General features: G+C 67.5%; 12 protein-coding genes and 1 pseudogene. 9 read left to right on the top strand and 4 right to left on the bottom strand.

What is annotated here, in order from left to right; translation table 11 throughout:
• Positions 1 to 331: 331 nt before the first annotated feature.
• Positions 332 to 868: a VOC family protein gene (locus ACIQD6_RS34770; RefSeq protein WP_401890648.1), complete on the bottom strand. Its 537-nt coding sequence runs from the start codon at positions 866 to 868 to the stop codon at positions 332 to 334.
• Between the two features lie 21 nt (positions 869 to 889).
• Positions 890 to 1,852 (bottom strand): LysR family transcriptional regulator, encoded by a 963-nt coding sequence (locus ACIQD6_RS34765; protein WP_401890645.1) that lies wholly within the window; start codon positions 1,850 to 1,852, stop codon positions 890 to 892.
• Positions 1,853 to 2,054: 202 nt separating this feature from the next.
• Between ACIQD6_RS34765 and ACIQD6_RS34760 the strand changes: the two genes are divergently transcribed.
• The 3 genes from ACIQD6_RS34760 to ACIQD6_RS34750 are packed head-to-tail and all read left to right on the top strand — an operon-like array spanning position 2,055 to position 3,458.
• Positions 2,055 to 2,699: a hypothetical protein gene (locus ACIQD6_RS34760; RefSeq protein WP_401890643.1), complete on the top strand. Its 645-nt coding sequence runs from the start codon at positions 2,055 to 2,057 to the stop codon at positions 2,697 to 2,699.
• Positions 2,692 to 3,084, top strand: coding sequence for an SgcJ/EcaC family oxidoreductase (locus ACIQD6_RS34755; RefSeq protein WP_401890641.1), 393 nt, complete (start codon positions 2,692 to 2,694; stop codon positions 3,082 to 3,084). The genes ACIQD6_RS34760 and ACIQD6_RS34755 overlap by 8 nt, the downstream gene beginning before the upstream one ends.
• Complete coding sequence (locus tag ACIQD6_RS34750; RefSeq protein WP_401890638.1) at positions 3,081 to 3,458, top strand: VOC family protein; 378 nt, start codon at positions 3,081 to 3,083, stop codon at positions 3,456 to 3,458. Before ACIQD6_RS34755 ends, ACIQD6_RS34750 begins: the two co-directional genes overlap by 4 nt.
• A 44-nt stretch (positions 3,459 to 3,502) precedes the next feature.
• On the opposite strand, the pseudogene ACIQD6_RS34745 reads toward ACIQD6_RS34750, so the two are convergent.
• Positions 3,503 to 4,120: pseudogene (locus ACIQD6_RS34745) on the bottom strand (nuclear transport factor 2 family protein); the annotation flags it as partial.
• A gap of 672 nt (positions 4,121 to 4,792) precedes the next feature.
• Here ACIQD6_RS34745 and ACIQD6_RS34740 point away from each other — a divergent pair.
• The 5 genes from ACIQD6_RS34740 (at position 4,793) to ACIQD6_RS34720 (ending at position 10,305) form a co-directional block, all read left to right on the top strand.
• Entirely contained in the window at positions 4,793 to 5,008 is a 216-nt protein-coding gene (locus ACIQD6_RS34740) for a DUF6243 family protein (RefSeq protein WP_401890635.1), read from the top strand.
• Between the two features lie 1,063 nt (positions 5,009 to 6,071).
• Positions 6,072 to 7,706: a hypothetical protein gene (locus ACIQD6_RS34735; RefSeq protein WP_401890633.1), complete on the top strand. Its 1,635-nt coding sequence runs from the start codon at positions 6,072 to 6,074 to the stop codon at positions 7,704 to 7,706.
• A 535-nt stretch (positions 7,707 to 8,241) separates the two neighbouring features.
• Positions 8,242 to 8,403, top strand: a complete 162-nt coding sequence (locus ACIQD6_RS34730) for a hypothetical protein (RefSeq protein ID WP_401890631.1) — start codon at positions 8,242 to 8,244, stop codon at positions 8,401 to 8,403.
• Positions 8,404 to 8,647: 244 nt separating this feature from the next.
• A complete protein-coding gene (locus ACIQD6_RS34725) occupies positions 8,648 to 9,817 on the top strand; it encodes a hypothetical protein (RefSeq protein WP_401890657.1) in 1,170 nt (389 codons plus the stop codon).
• Positions 9,814 to 10,305, top strand: a complete 492-nt coding sequence (locus tag ACIQD6_RS34720) for a hypothetical protein (RefSeq protein WP_401890629.1) — start codon at positions 9,814 to 9,816, stop codon at positions 10,303 to 10,305. The genes ACIQD6_RS34725 and ACIQD6_RS34720 overlap by 4 nt, the downstream gene beginning before the upstream one ends.
• Positions 10,306 to 10,358: 53 nt before the next feature.
• On the opposite strand, the gene ACIQD6_RS34715 is transcribed toward ACIQD6_RS34720, so the two are convergent.
• Positions 10,359 to 12,392 carry a tetratricopeptide repeat protein gene (locus ACIQD6_RS34715; RefSeq protein ID WP_401890626.1) on the bottom strand — a complete coding sequence of 678 codons (2,034 nt, stop codon included), beginning with the start codon at positions 12,390 to 12,392 and terminating at the stop codon, positions 10,359 to 10,361.
• Between the two features lie 273 nt (positions 12,393 to 12,665).
• Here ACIQD6_RS34715 and ACIQD6_RS34710 point away from each other — a divergent pair, with 273 nt between their 5' ends.
• The gene (locus ACIQD6_RS34710) at positions 12,666 to 15,923 is read left to right on the top strand and encodes an AfsR/SARP family transcriptional regulator (RefSeq protein ID WP_401890623.1); all 3,258 of its coding nucleotides are present in this window, start codon (positions 12,666 to 12,668) and stop codon (positions 15,921 to 15,923) included.
• The last annotated feature ends 50 nt before the right edge of the window (positions 15,924 to 15,973 follow it).

Genomic DNA, 15,973 nt, shown 5'->3' with positions numbered 1-15,973 from the left:
ACCCCCCAGGTCATGCCTTCGACAGAGGGGACACAGTCATACCGGGCCCGGAGGCCAGCGGCCCCATTGCAGGACCGCGAAAAACATAACGGGGGACGCCTTCGAGATCGGGGGAGCCAAGGAGGGCGTCGGCCCGCAGTCAGCAGGGCTGCCGATGCGACGGGCGATTCCGGCGGAGTGTCGATCAGCGGCTGCGGGCAGACACCGAGCAGACGAACGGACGTATCCGCGGGTGGACAGCCGGGCAGCCCCCGACCCTGCGGCTGTCCGGGGCGCCCACTCCCTTCTCCTCCGTCCCGGCTCCGGTGGAGCAGGACTCCGGGGCAGCCCGTCAGGCGAACCCCGGTCGGATGGGCGTGCGGGGGGCAGTACGGGCACAGGCGCCTTGTGTGGTGGCGCCGTAGCGGACGATCTCGGCATCGATGTCAAGTTCGCCACGTCGAGCGCGGGCCTCGCCGTCGACGAGGTGCGGGGGTACCACCCAGCAGACCTCGAACTCCAGGCCGTCCGGGTCTTTGGCGTAGACGCCCTTGGTGGTGCCGTGGTCGGTGGCGCCGACCAGGGCTCCGCGTTTGGACAACCGCTCGGCGACGATGCGCAGGTCGCCAAGTGTCGGGACCTCCCAGGCAATATGGTAAAGGCCGGTCTCGCCCCGCCCGGCCTTCGTCTCTTCGGCCTGTGCGCCGATGCCGAACAGGCCGAGATCGTGGTCATTGTCGGATTCCGGTGCCCGGAGAAAAATTGCCTTCCGAGGGGCGTCTCCGGATTCGGCGACCACCTGGAGTCCGAGGGTTTCTGTGTAGAAACGGGTGCTGGCGTCCGCGTCGCGCACCCACAGCACCGCGTGATTGAGCCCTCGGACCGGCACCGAAATTCCTCCGAAATCCTCCTACGGCACAGCCAGTTCGGCCCCGCCTTGTTGCCACCATTGTGCATACACGTCGTCGGCCTCAACAAGGGCGAGGTAACCCTCCGAGATGTGCGCGCACAGCGCGTCCACGGCGGGGGCGACCGGGGAATCGGTGCGCCAGGCCAGCACGAGGTCGCGGACCAGCGGGTCACCGGCCAGGGTGAGAGTGGCCAGCGACTCGCGCGCCTTGCCCAGCGGGTAGAGCACGCATACCGCGTCACCGGCCGCGGTCAGCGCGAAGGCGATGTGCGCCTCGTCGGTGATGTGCCCGACGCGCTGCTCGAACCCCGTACGTCGGCAGGTATCGGCCACGTAGCCGTTCATGCCGCTGTCGTCCGGGTGCGGCATCACCCAGACGTCGTCCGCCAGGTCGTTCAGGGCGATCCGCCGGGCGCCGGACAGGCGGTGGTCCAGGGACACCCCGACGAAGATGGGCTCCGTGAGCAGGACCCGGTACGCGATTCCGGGCGGCAGCGTCACGGATGTGCCGGGAAACCTGCGCAGCACCGCCACGTCGAGCTCACCGGAGGCGAGCAGCCCGGTGACGGTGTCGGTGCGCCGCACCGTACGGCTGGTCGTGCCGCGTTCGGGCAGCAGGACAGCGAGCGCCCTGATCAGCAGGCTGAACTGCTGCGCAGGCACTCCGCCGACACGCACCGGCGTTGCCGCGTCGGCGTGGAGGGCGCGGCGGACCGTGCGGGTCAGCTCCTCCAGGTCCGTCCGGATGCGGGCGCCGTCGCGGACGAAGAGGGTGCCCGCGAGGGTAGGCACCACACCGTCCGGGAGGCGGACAAAGAGTTCGCCTCCCACGTGCTGTTCGATGCGTTTGAGTTGCGCCGACACCGCGGGCTGGGAGAGGTGCAGGCGGGCGGCAGCACGTCGCAGGCTGCCCGCCTCGGCGATGGCGAGAACCAGATCCAGATGTCGTATCTCCAGACGCATGGCTGGATCGTACGGCGGTCGCGGACTGCGGGGACAGAAGTGTTATCGCCGAATGCGATAGGGCTCCGAAACGGGACAGTGGTCGATAATTGCGGCCCTTCGGGCGCCTACCCGGCCATCTGTCTGTTGCCGCGCCTCCGCGTCGGGTGGCACGGTCGGAGACCAACCTTCGAAGAGCCGTTTTCCGTTTAAGGCGAGTGCCATGCTGACGCATACCAGGACCACGAGTGACAAAATCGCACGCTTACCGGAGAATTCCTCCGTACTATTCTCCGAGCCCGCGCTGCACCGCTTTCTCACGGCGGCCGTACGCGAATACGCGAACATCACCGAGAACGATCCGGTGCCGTGTTTCGCCGTGTTGCTGGGAACGGCGGCGGATGGTGACTGGCTGGTACACGACGTGGCGTTCGGGCGCAACGTCCGCACCACCGACCCGAGCGCGCGCCAGGAATTCGCAACAACGATCGTGCCGCGCTTCGGAGCGGCCTACGAGAACGCGGTCCGCGCGTGGTGGCTGGACCCGGCGGACCTGCTCCGCATCACGCGCGATGCAGACCGCCGGGGCTTGGATGTCTTGGGTTCGGTCCACATGCACCCCGACTGGCACCGGCTCGGCCCCGCACAGGCCCGTACTCAAACGCTGGACGAGTGCCCCACCGAGATGGACCGATACGTGTTTCGCAGTAGCGGCTGGCCGGTCAACGCCGTCTGTTATGTGGAGCGTCGACATGGGGCGCACGGTTACGCCCTGTCGGCGTGGGACGCGGAGTGCCGGCAACTGGCGCTGCGTGTGCACCGGCTGGTGGAGAGCGCCCTGCCGGAAGGCGGAGGCGACAATGGCTGACGACGACATGGACGGTGTACGCGCCCTGTGGCGGGCGATGGCCGACGGGTGGCGACGCGGTGACGCCGAGGCGTTCGGCGCGGTCTTCGACGAGGACGTCGAATTCGTGACTGTGCGCGGAGAGGAACTGCGGGGGCGCGCTGCGGTGGTGGCCGGGCACGCCCGTCTCTTCGCCGGTCCCCTCAGGAACACCCGGCTGATCCCCGACATCCGGCTGGTGCGTCCGGTCGGTGGTGAACTGACGCTGGTCCATGCGGTGACCACGATCGAGCCGGACGGACCCACCACGCACGCGCAGGCGGTGGTGGCCGGTGACGGGTCAGGCCACCGCATCATCGCCTTCCACAACATGACCGTCACAGCTCCCCGGGAGGAACAGAAGTGAACCGGCCCCGCCTCAGGCATGTAGCCCTCGTCGTCCAGGACGCCGCCGCTGCCGCCGCCTTCTATCACGGGACACTCCAGATGGAGGAGTTTCACCAGGACCCCGACGGCAGTCGGTTCATGACCGACGGCTACATCAACCTGGCGCTCATCCAGCAGCGTCTGGACGGGGATGTACCGGCCGGGTTCAACCACTTCGGGTTCGAGGTGCCGAATGTCGCCCGCGTCGCGGACCGGATGACGGGGCATGGCGTCGCTCGGCCCATGTTGCGCGGCGGCAACCGGCCGTTTGCTGAGTACCGGGCGATCGACCCGGAGGGAAACTGGTTCGACCTGTCCGAGCACGGCTTCCTGCCTCCGGACGCGACCAAGTAGCCCCAAGGCCATGCGCGGAGGTCTGTGCGGTACAGGGAGGAGTGTCACTCGGCACGCTGCGAAGCGCCCGCCGAGCTCCTCGGTTCCAGAGGGCGGCCGTCGTCGGGTACGACGACCGGCTCCGAGGCACCGCGCCGATCCGGTGGTGCAGTCACGGCAGGCAGGGCCTGGTGGGCGTGGTCGGCAACGGGGGTCAGGGGCCTCCACCAGGCACGGCGGCTTTCCGAGCGCCGGGGTTGTCGCTGGCCCGCCTGCCCCGCAGCGGCAAGTTGCGCGTTCTCCCGGTACTTCGAGATGAGCTTTACGCGAGTGAGCCGCCAGCCGTCGGCCGTACGTACCGCCTCATTGTCGTAGAAGCCGACCACCAGCCGGCGATTGGGCCCGTCGTCGGCGGCCTCCTCCGGGAGCCAGTACTCGGCACGGATGTGTGTGTGGATCTTCGCGATGTCGCCGTCGAGGTCGATGACATGGCCGCTGATGACGTGGTGGGTGGCCAAGAAGGGCGCGAAGGCGCCGCGGAGGACCTCGACGTACTGGCCGACCGGCACGGCAATCGGCGGCATCCCGGTCACCGATTCGAAGTCGAGCGTGACCTCCTCGGTGTAGGCGAGACCGGCCGGTTCACTGAACTGCTTCAGATCCGCCATGTCGGCGTACTGCTGACCGCCGGTCCTTACGCGAGCTCTCGGCCCGCCTCACGGGACGGATGCGATGGGCCGCCGACGTAGGTGCTCATGCCTGGCTACCGGTGCGGGTGTCCCCGAACCGATCCAGGCCCAGCCCCATCCCAGCCCTTCAGTGCGGTCCACCAAGGTCAGAAGCGGTCAATCCAGCCGACTCCAGCACAGCTCATCGCTCAAATAACCCCTGGTCAGGTACGCGTGGAGTTCTTAGGCGCCGTGGATTCCCAAGCTCAGAGCGCGAGTTCGATTCTCGTCACCCGCTCCACAGAAAAGCCCCAGGCCAGCGGGCCGGGGCTCTCTTGTTGTCTCAACCTCTTACGGGTCGCCGTACCCGCCGCGTGCCCGCTCACAGTTCGGCGCGATCAGCCCGCCTGACCACGCTCACCGGTGATCAGGCCGGGCGACACCGAACGGGCCGAGGCCCTGTACCCGCAGCCGGCCCTGCGTGCGTTCTTCCCGTTTCCGTCGCACGGGGCGGCGAAAGGCTTGGCGAGCGGGGTCGGCGGAACCGGGTAACGTCTTTGTCATGTTCTTCCAGACGCCGATTTACGAGTGAGAGCGTGACGGGACCCTGGTGACGCCCCTCGACGTCGCCACGCCCGTCCCCACCGATGAATCCGTAGATCACTTCACATCATTCCGGGAGAACCCATGACCGTGAGCAAGAACATCAACAACCCCGTGGGCATGGGTGGCGGCCAGCGCAAGAGGCTGTCCCGCGCCGAACGGCAGAACAACGGCCCGCACCGCAACCTCGACCGCAAGGGTGCCGCCGATCAGAAGGCAGAGCTGGTACGCAAGATGCGCGAGAAGACAGGCGCAGCCGAGGGCGCCGAGCAGACGGGCGACAACACCGCACAGAGCTGACCGCCCGCCGCCGCAGGGCGGCAGGCATCGCACCGGGCAGGGCGCGGCCGGTCCTGCTCAGCCCCCGGCCGACCACCCTCGTCTCAGCCGACCACCCGGCGTGGGCGTGCCACTACGTGCCGGTCAGGACAGCAGACGGCGGTCAGCAGAGCCCCGGGACGAGGCCACTGCGGCACGCCCCCAGCGGCTCGTTTCCCGCAGTTCAGAGGTGGGCAAGCCTCCGCAATACCGGGTGATTCCCAAACCCAGAGCGCGAGTTCGACTCTCGTCACCCGCTCCATGGAAAGCCCCGGGCCGGCCCGGGGCTTCTTTGTTGTCTAGACCTTCCTGGGTCACCGTGCCACTCGCGTTCCATAAATTCCCTCGGGTGCGTCAGGTTGAATGCCGGGCGGCACATGGGAAGCCGACCGAGGACGGAGACAGAAAGCATGCTCTCCTGCTCACCCGCACGGGCCTTGCGATCACCCGATCACCCGATGAGCAGTGTTCAGCCCGAGAAGCCAGGGTCGACTCGATGCACACAATGACTCCTGCGATTCCCGTCAGAAATTTCTCCAAAGATTGCTCCATCGCCGCCATGATGAACGTAGCGTGCATAGCCATGGGGAACCTCATACGCCCCCGGGCGTGGGCGGAACGATCAACAGGTATGCCAGTGCTGCCAGGCTCAAGGTCGACCTGGCTCATCACACTTCACGCGCTGATCAAGGAGCTGTCCGCCAACAGAGAGCCAGCCTCAAGCGATCAGGTGTCACTGCCTCGGACCGGTGGACTGAACCGGCACCAGCTTCAGCGGCTCGTCCGCGCCGGACTGCTCTCTCGCGAAGGGGCGACGGTTATGCCCAGTGCCGCTGCCGTCGCTTGGCAGCAAAGTGGCAACCCTGCCGTACTCGTGCAAGCGCTCCACTGCAACGTCAGGTTCGTGGGTGAAGCCATGGACGCCCTATCCTCGGGGCCTCGTACATATGAGCAGCTCCTGGAGCTGGCCCGCGAACAGTTTGCTCTGCGGTGGGAGACCCCGGCCCCTGTGCGTGATCGCACGGGGTGGCTCGCTGTCACGGGAATGGTCGAACTCTTCGACCGCAAAGTCCACCTGACAGCAGCGGGCCGGCGCGTCTTGGCGACCATCGCGCTGGGAGGGCCCGATCCCGACGAGACCAACACCGTCGTACAGCTCGCCCCCACACCCGGAGCCATCGCCGGGCTTGTCGAACAGCTCGACGAAGCCGGCCTCAAGGAGAGGGCAGACGGCGCGAATCTCTATATTCCGGGAGCCGCTGCTAGCGGCGGGACGCTGGATGCACTGCAGATGCTAACCGAGGCGGCCATTCCGTCGGTCAGTGACGCGGACTTCGTGCGATTCGTACAGAGCACCTTCCCCAAGGCCCAAACTGCGGCCACGGCACGAACGGCCAAGGACACCCTCAAAGCACTCGGGCTGATTCAGCGGACGTCATCCGAGAGCTGGACCGCCACGCCAGCTGCCCTTGCTTGGGTCGAGTCGGGCGAACCGCTGGACCTTGCACGCACTGTTCATTCCACGATCGCATTTTTCGGTGAGGTGCTGGGAGAACTTGACCAGACGGTTCGACCCACGACCGGCACGCTTACGGAACGCAGTTCACTTTACCTTCCCAACCGCGGGAAACCTCTGTCCCGCAGCGCGGTCAATACCCGTCTGAACCTGCTGGATGCCTGTGGGCTCGTCACCCGGCTCTCGCAGACCACTTACCGTACGACGGCTCTTGGGCGAGCGTTCAAGGAGTCGCTGCCCAGCTTCCAGCCGAACGACGCCGCGGGTCGCGCTCCGTCCGACGGAACCACCGAAAACCACCACGGCGACAGCCCTTCCGGCACCACTCACCAATCCGTTTCCCCGGGTTCGCACATCGCGGCGGTGCTGGAGGATGCCGCACGGGACAGCGCGAACCCCAAGCGCTTGGAGAAGGCCGCCGTCGTCGCGCTGGGCTACCTAGGTATGCCGGGCCAGCACGTGGGCGGCCCCGGAGCGGTGGACGGCCACGTGCGATTCGGTGTCGGTACGGACTCGCGGATCCTGGCCATCGAGGCGAAGACTTCGGCCACTGGTCCGGTCAGGGACCAGCCGTTGTTCGGGTTGTCGGAACATCGAGCGGAGGTCGGGGCACACATTCACCTCCTCATCGGGCCGGGCTTCGAACGTCGCATGCTCAAGGAAGCCGACGACGATCCCGCCATTGCCGTGATCGATACCGGGCTGCTGGCCGAAGTCGTCCGTCGCCAGGAGCAGACGCCGCTCACCCTGGCTCAACTGGCGCCCCTGATTGACCCAGCCCTGAAGGCAGCTCAGCGAGGCGACGCCATGCGCGGGTACTGGGAGGCCCAGGGCATGCGCAGCCGACTCGAGTACGCCCTGGTCGACATCTTGAATGCCGAAGCAGAGGACCCATTGGAGGAGGGGGGCTGGCTCGATCTCACGTCGATCCGACGCGAGCTTCGGACTCGTGGGTACCGCGTCCACGAGGGCACGGTCGTGGAAGCCATCGAGTTCCTGACTTCTTCCCGGATCGGCGTACTTCAACGCTCTGAGCAGCGCTACCGCTGCACGGCCAGCGTCCACACAGCAGGGCAGCGCATCAGGGCCCTCGGATACCAGTGGGTAGCAGCGACAGAACTCCATCAGCAAACGCGCTCAGGAAACCAAGCTGCCCAGGCATAGCTGACCTCTCGAGCAGATTGGGTCGCTGGGCGCTGCCCCGAAAGCAGGGTCCCATCGAACAGTCTTGAATACTGAATCACAATGCGTACGAACTGCACTACACAGCTGCGGGGGTGGGGCCGGCGCCCTGCCAGCCTCACCCCCGAATTCCGTCACCTTCGCTGGACGCCTTGGGCAGGAGCCGGAAGCGGAGGAGCCGGGGGTCGATCACCGCCGTACAACAACGGAGTCCGCGACCCTACCGCCCAGGCGCCATCGGTCATCTTCCGCAACGCTCTCCCACTCAAGCCGCTCACAACTACTAGACGTCGAGCCGTCACTACTCACGCGTCCCCCACAAGGCAGAGGGTCGGAACAAGGAGGGGAAACGCCTCACCCGAGGGCGAGCGATATAAGGCATTCATCGCCTCCGCTTCTCGTACGACATCGCCAACGGGTCCAGGAAGCCCGTGGACCTCGACGCGTTGGGCTATGACGCGCAAAGCGCCTCCACCGGCGGTACGACGGAAGCGATCTCCACCGAGAATGGGCCCGGATGATGGCCGACTGGCTCGCCCCGGGCAAGACCGGCAAGTTCACCACCGAGTACGCGCTGACCAAGAGCGACGGTTTCGGCATCGTGTTCACCATGTCCCGCATGGACCAGAACACGGACATCCTCGCCGAGGAACCGCACTGGACTGGCTCCACCGACTAGCGCCCACAGCGCTGTCAGCTGCCCCGCAGAACGCTGCAAGGTTCTCGCAAGGGTTCGTCGAGCCTTCCGTCCCCCCTGCCGGGCATCCCGTCGGCAGAAGCAGTTCGTGAAACTCGGAGAGAATCAACAGGGGGACGCCATGTCGGCGTTGAGTACGACCGGATCGAGTACGACCGAGGCGAGCAGGTTCGAGACGGGCACCATCGAGGCGAACGTGGCTGAGTCACGGCAGTGGCTGACACTGGTGGGGCGTAAGAAGGTACTCGCGGTGGTCCACACCATGACGTACGGGAAACGACTGCTCGACGTTCTTTCCCTGCTGGAAGCCGACTTCAGGCTCCAGGTCGTCTTCACGGCACCGCCGCATGCCTTCGGCGACGACGTGCCCGCATTCCTCGCGAGGCTGGGAAGCGTGGTGCTGCCGTGGGACCAGGCGACTCGCATGCCCTTCGATCTCGCCCTCGCCGCCGGGCCGCGCGGCGTGCAGTACATAGACGCGCCGCTGATCACGCTGCCGCACGGAGCCAACTACCTGAAGCGGGTGATCGAGGGAGCGAACGCAGGCGTGGCAGGGCTGCGCAGGCAGGACCTCATGCCCGGTGGGCGGCTGCCGGCCGCCGTGGTCGTGCCGCACCACGCCGAGCTGCGCGAGCTCGCGCGCGACTGTCCGGAGGCACTCCCGCTGACACACGTAACCGGCGATCCCGTACACGACCGGATCACCGCCAGCCTGCCGCTGCGCGCCGCGTACCGCCGCGCGCTCGGGCTCACCGAAGGACAGAAACTCGTCGTCGCGGTCTCAACCTGGGGAGCACACTCGTCCTTCGGCCGGTTCGACGCGCTACTGCCACGGCTGATCGGCGAGCTGCCAGCGGCGCGCTACCGTACGGCCCTGCTCGTCCACCCCAATGTGTGGGCAGGGCACGGCGCTTATCAAGTCAGGTCGTGGCTGGCACGGTGCGGTCAACTGGGAATCGGGGTCGTGCCACCTGAGGCGGACTGGCGCAGTGTCCTGATCGCTGCGGACTGGATCATCGGTGATCACGGCTCGGTCACTCTCTACGGGACTCTCACCGGGGCGCCGATGCTGCTGGCCACATCGTCGGAGCCGGAGATCAATCCGTCGTCGCCCGCCGCAGCCCTCGCCGCCCAGGCGCCGACGCTGTCCCCCACCCACCCGCTGGTGGACCAACTCGACTACGCGGCCAGGGAGTACCGTCCCGGTGAGTACGCCGCGATCAGGTCGCGCATCACGTCGGAGCCCGGCCGTTTCAACCGAAACATGCGCAGGCTGATGTACGGGCTCCTGGGGATGGGCCAGCCCGCGCACGAGCCGGTGACCGTCCCGCTGCCGGAGCCGCCGCCACTACCGCTGGCCGCGTGGGCGTCGGTACACGGGGAGGCGTCGGCGTGAAGCGTTTCGTCGTAGTCGAGGCGAGCCCCTTTCCGGATGTGCTGCACGCGCGTTGCACCGACACATCGTTCGAAGTGCGGCTGAGCCTTGCGGACCGTAACCACGGCACATCGGTCATCGACGAACACCTCGTCGTGGACGTGGACGCCTGCCGGGACGGCTCCCTGCTGGACTGCGCGGATGTACTCCAGGGAAGCCGGGCGCACTCGGCCGTCGACGCACTGCACCGGTTGGCGGAGCTCACTTCGGCCCACCCGGCTTGCGGCATCGCCGCAGTGCCCCTGGCCGGTGCTGGTGCCAGAGGCGCGAGCGGCTGGGCCGTGGTCGGCGGCTCCGACCGGTCGGTGGTCCTCGTACCGTACGGCCCCTACCGGCCGTATCAAGCCTCCGCAAAGCAGTCGTTGCTGCCGTCGTGCCTGCACGCCTGGCTGGTGGCGGGGCGTTCGTTGCGGGAATGGCCGTACGCCCACGACGCACCGTCCCACTGAGCAGCACAAGTCCGACCACCCACCGGGACTGGGCCGTCGACCACGGCCCGGTCTCACCCTGCCGGCCCGTCCCCGCCGAGCCGACGCGCGTCGGCGGGGCTCGTGGTCGCGAACAGAGCGAGGGCCCGCGCGAGGAAATCCTCCGCGGCCGTCGCGTCACCGTGCTCCGCGGCACTCTCACCCAGCATCTCCAGGGTGCGCGCCTGCCAGAAGGCCGCTCCTGACCCGGTGAAGACCGCCAGCGCCTCGTTCATCCTCGCCACGCCCTCCGCGTACGCGCCGGCCCGGACACCGGCGCGGCCCAGGAAGGCGAGAGCCCGCGCGGCGTCATGCGGGTCGTTCACCACCACCATCGCGGCATGGGCCCGGGTGAAGCAGTCGACCGCCTCGTTCGCGGCGCCCGCCGCGAGGGCGATCTCGCCGAGAGTGGTACGGGCGAGAGCCGCGCCTCGCGGGTAACCGCAGCCCTCCCACACGGAGATCGCCCGGTTCAGGTACATCACGGCATCGGCGGGCCGCCCGGCCTCGCGATGGCACGCGCCGAGGCCCAGAAGCGCCTGGCCCTCGTCCCGTACGTCCCCGGCTTCGCGCGCGGCCTGGAGGGAGTCCCGATACCAGGCGGCGGCCTCCTCTGTACGGCCGGCGGCCCCCAGGCCGATGGCCCCGGAGTTGAGCATCTGGCGCTCGGCCGCCTTGTTCCCGGCCTGTCGGGCAGCCTCCAGGCCGATCTCGTGCGCCTCGATCCACTCGGCGTAATGGCGTAATCGCAAGAAAAGGGGCCATAGCGCGTCCACGAGCATCCAACTCGTGTCGTACCAGTAACTGTTCGCCGCGAGCCTTACGGCACCCAGCAGTTGCGTCCGATGGGAGTCGAGCCAGCCGAGCGCAGCGACGTCATCAGCGAACGGCAGCGGAAGATCCGACCGGTAAACGTAAGTCCTGGGCAGCGTGAACTGCACCGGGGTCAGCCGCTCCTGAGCCGCCGTCGCCGTGCGCAGGCACCAGTCGCAGAATCGCCGCAGCGCCTCCTCGCGGGCCGCGCTCGGGTCGTCCTCCCGGGCGCGGTCGTGGGCGTGGATCCGTACGAGATCATGGAAGCGACAGCTCTCCGGGCCGACGTCCTCCACGAGGTTCGCCTCGACCAGTTCGTCCAGTCGGCGCTCCGCCCACTCCGGCGACTCACCGCAGGATGCCGCGGCGATCATCGTGTCGAAGGTACGCACAGGGAGCAGACCGAGCGTCCTGTACAGGCGCGCGGCCCCCTCGCTCAGCACCGCGTATGACGCGTCCAGAGCCTTGTGCACCGAGGTCTCCCCTTCCACTTCGAGGGCGGCCAGTCGGCCACCGCCCGCGTTCCGGGCGAGGGCGTCGGCAAGCGCCCCCACCGACTGTCTCGGCCGTGTCGCGAGCCGAGCAGACGCCAGGCAGACCGCGAGCGGAAGGCCCGCGCAGAGAGCCACCAGGCGGCGGACCGCCGGGAGTTCGCCCGCGACGCGGTCCGCGCCGATCCCACGGGTGAGCAGTTCGACACCGGCGGCCGGACCGAGCGCGTCGAGCTGATGAAAGCCCGCTCCCTCCATACGCAGGCCGGTCAGCCTGCGGCGGCTGGTGACGACCACGAGGCCGCCCGGACCGCCGAGCAGCAACGGCCGGATCTGGGCGGCCGTGAAAGAATTGTCCAGCATGACCGCGATCCGCCGGTCGGCGGTGAAGGACCGCCATAGGGACGCCAGTTCGACCGCGTCCGCGGACGGTGGCCCGGCGCCCAGTGCCCGGAGGAACTGGCCAAGGATCTCCGCAGGCCCCACCGGCCCACCCGCCGAGTGCCCACGCAGGTCCGCGTACAGCTGCCCGTCGGGGAATTCCGTGCTCAGCGAACGCAGCCATTTAGACACCAGGGTCGTCTTGCCGATTCCTGCCGGACCGCTGACGACGATCAGCGGCAGTCCCGTGTCACGAAGACCATTCAGCGACGCGAGATCCCCTTCCCGGTTGGTGAAGTGGGCGGGGACGGCCAGCAGTTGGCGCGGTGGCGCGGGCCGCGTGGGCGCGGCCGGCGCGTGGTGGAAATGAATGCCGCCGTGCACCTCACGGGCCTGGACGGTGGGTCCGTACAGTCTCGCCTCGCCACTGATCTCATTCCTGTGGGGCCCTTGCGAGGCCGCACTCGAATCACACATCCATCCGCCCCCGCAGATCGATTGCCAATTACACGGACTCTTTCGGGTCCTACCCCGGCACGGCTTGGAATGACCATCAGGAATAAGAACGGATCGCGCCAAGTATGGCAACGGTGTATGGCGGGATTCGCCGCGTGATGTCATGCTTGTGAGCCATCCGACGGACCAGCGGGGGCGCTGGTGGAATTCCAGATTCTCGGACCGGTGGGGCTTCGGCTGAACGGGCACTGGCTGACGCTCGGATCGGACAAAGAACGGGTGTTACTGGCCGCGCTCGCTCTTGATGTGGGCCGTCCTGTCGCGATCAGCGAGCTGATGGAACGACTCTGGGACGGCGACCCTCCCGCACGCGCTCGCGAAAACGCGCACACCTATGTCTCACGTATCCGCCGACGGCTGCGGGCGGCCGGTACGGGACCGGGCGCACCCACCATCGTGAGCAGGGCGCACACCTACATCCTCCGGACCGCGCGTGACTCCGTGGACCGGCAGCGCTTCCAGCACTTCGTCGACACGGCGTTCACCAGTGACGGTGACGCGCGGGCGGTCGAACTCCTCTCCCGTGCGGAGGAGTTGTGGAAGGGCGAGGCACTGGCGGGTCTGCCCGGGTTCTGGGCGGCAACCGTACGGCGAACGCTCGCGGAGACCCGACTGAGCGCCAGCGTGTCACGCATCGCAGCCGGACTGCGGCTGGGGCGCTTCGCTGAACAGGTCGGCGAGCTGTCCGCGTTGGTTGAGCGGTATCCCGGGGATGAGACCCTGCTCGGGCAGTTGATGCTCGCCTACTACGGCAGCGGACGGTACGCGGACGCACTCCGGGTCCATCAGCGGGTCCGGCAGTCGCTAATGGCGGAGTACGGGGCGCTCCCCGGCCTTGAGTTGAACACGATCCACCAGGGTGTGCTGGCCCGAGTACCGGCACGTGAGCTGGCGCACGGGGGCGGTACGGAGCGAACGGCCAGTCCGCTCACGGCTGCTGCCGGTGTGCCTGAGGCGCCCGTGCCTGCCGGACTCCCGCCCGATGTGCCGCCGCCCCGGAATCTGCCCCAGCAACCGTCGCTCGTGGGGCGCCGGTCGGAGTTACAGGCGCTGCGCTCGGTGATCGCCGACAAGGGCGCGCACGGCGGATCGGTCGTCACCGTGGAAGCAGTCAGCGGCATGGCGGGTGTCGGCAAGACGGCCCTGGTCGTCGCCGCTGCCCACCTGCTCGCCGAGAGGTACCCGGATGGTCAGCTATATATCGATTTACGCGGGCATTCACCCGCCCAGGAACCGCTCACCGCGAGGGCGGCGCTGGCGACTCTGCTGAGGCTGCTCGGAGCGCCGGCCTTCTCCATTCCGGCGGAGCTGGAAGGACGTACGGCCCTGTGGCGGAGCATGCTGGCCGAGCGCCGAGTGGTCATCGTCCTGGACGACGCGACCGGACCCGAACAACTCGGCCCGCTGCTGCCAAGCGGGTCACCGTCCCTGACAATCATCGCCAGCCGTCGACATCTGACCGGTATCCCGCAGGCGTTGTCGGTCCCGCTCGACGTCCTGTCGAAGGAGGACGCCATCACACTCTTCCGCGGCTTCGCGGGAGAGGAACGCACCCGCGACATCGCTGAGACCGCGCGGATCGTAAGATTGTGCGGGTATCTCCCCCTAGCGATCGAACTGGTGGCGCATCGATTCCGGGCCCGTACGTCTTGGACGCTCGGCGTCCTCGCCGAGCGTCTCGCCCGAAGTCCCGGGCGGCTGGCGGAGATTCGCACCGCGGATCAGGAACAGGAGATGACGCGGGCATTCGCTCTCTCCTATCGGACTCTCACCGCGCAGCAACGGGCCGCGTTTCGCCGTCTTGGGCTGTACCCCGGACCCGATTTCACCGCCGACGCGGCAGCCGCCCTGCTGGGTCTGCCGCAGGATACGACGGAGCGATTGCTCGAAGGCCTGCTGGCGTGTCACCTGCTCAGGGAGCCCGTACCGGACCGCTATCGCTACCACGATCTACTTCGCGAATATGCCTATGGTCTATCCAATTCAGAGGACAGCGAGCAGGAACGTCGGCAGGCCGTCACTCGCCTGACGGATTTCTACGTCACGACAGCCGGCTTCGCGGACCGACTGGCATATCCCCGCCGCGTACGGCTGGACGCACCGACGCCGCTCCCGTCGACACCTCCGCCGCCCTTTCCGGACTCTGCCGCCGCGCGTTCCTGGCTCGCTGCGGAACGCGGCAACCTCCTGGCCGTCGAGGACCACCTCCGGCGCAACGGCGCCCCCGAGCGGGCGGCCCAACTCGCCTGCATCCTGGCGGGGTTCCTGCAGGCGGAGTGCTACTGGCAGGATGCCAAGAAGCTCCTGCGACATGCCGTCGTCCACTGGGACCGCACGAAAGACAACGAGCTGGCACTCTGCCGTGCCCTGATCGGCCTTTGTGCGGCGGACGCGAGCATCGGGGGCTACGCGGAGGCCGCGGAGGCGGGGGAGCGGACGCTGGAGCTCGCGCGTGCGCTGGGCGACGGACCTGCCGAGGCCGAGGCGCTACGAGTCCTTGGCACGCTGAACTGGCATCTCGGCGAGAACCGCAAGGCTCTCGTCCTGCTCCAGAAATCCCTCGCCATCAAGTCACTCTCGGGTGATATCTGGGACAAGGCGCGCAGCCGAAACAATATAGCGGTGACTATGCTATTCCTCGGGGAACGTGATCGGGCACTAGCGCATTTCCGCAGCGCTCTCGCAGGTTTCCGGGAAGCGGGTGACGAGACCGCATCCGCCCAGACGCTCAACAATATCGGGGAATTACAGATGCAGGCCGGCGACTTGGCGTCGGCCCGTCGTTCGTTCGAGGTATCCCTATCTTTCCTGGAAGCCGACGGAAGCCGATACGACCGTGCGACCGTACGCAGGAATCTGGCCGAAGCCCTCACGGGGTCGGGTGAGTCCGCAGCGGCTCTTGTCCTGTTCGGTGAGACGCTTTCGGAGTTCCGGTCGCTCGGTGACCGGAAGAGCCAGGCCGAGACTCTGGTCGGGATCGGCGAGGCGTACTGGCGACTGGGGAGCGTCGAGGAATCCGTCCGACATCTCCTCGAAGCACTGAAGATCGCGCAGGACATAGGAACAGCCCACCACGAGGCCCAGGCACTGCGCTGCCTCGGGCGCGCGGACTTAGCCGACGGCCGCGTGGCCGCCGCGACGGCCCGGCTGCGAGCAGCGGTGGCTGTCGCCACCCGCACCCATGACGTCGACGAGGAAACCGCCGCGCGGACGCTGCTGGCGGAGGTGCGACTCGCGGCGGGAGACATCGATGAAGCGCGCATGACATTACGTCAGGCATTCGAATTAGTTCGACACCGAGACGGTGTTGATGCGCGTAGAATTAGCCGACGCCTGAATGATATCGAACACATAGGCGAGTATGGAACAGGGATCCGTTCCGCAGCGCGAGAAGAATAGAACAAATCTCGAACTCGCATCTGCCAATGTGTCGCGTGTTCGATATTTTG

This window comes from Streptomyces sp. NPDC088400, from assembly GCF_044753355.1.
Taxonomy (GTDB): domain Bacteria; phylum Actinomycetota; class Actinomycetes; order Streptomycetales; family Streptomycetaceae; genus Streptomyces.
The sequence above is the reverse complement of the archived record's forward strand: the minus strand, read 5'-3'. Positions and strand labels throughout refer to the sequence as shown.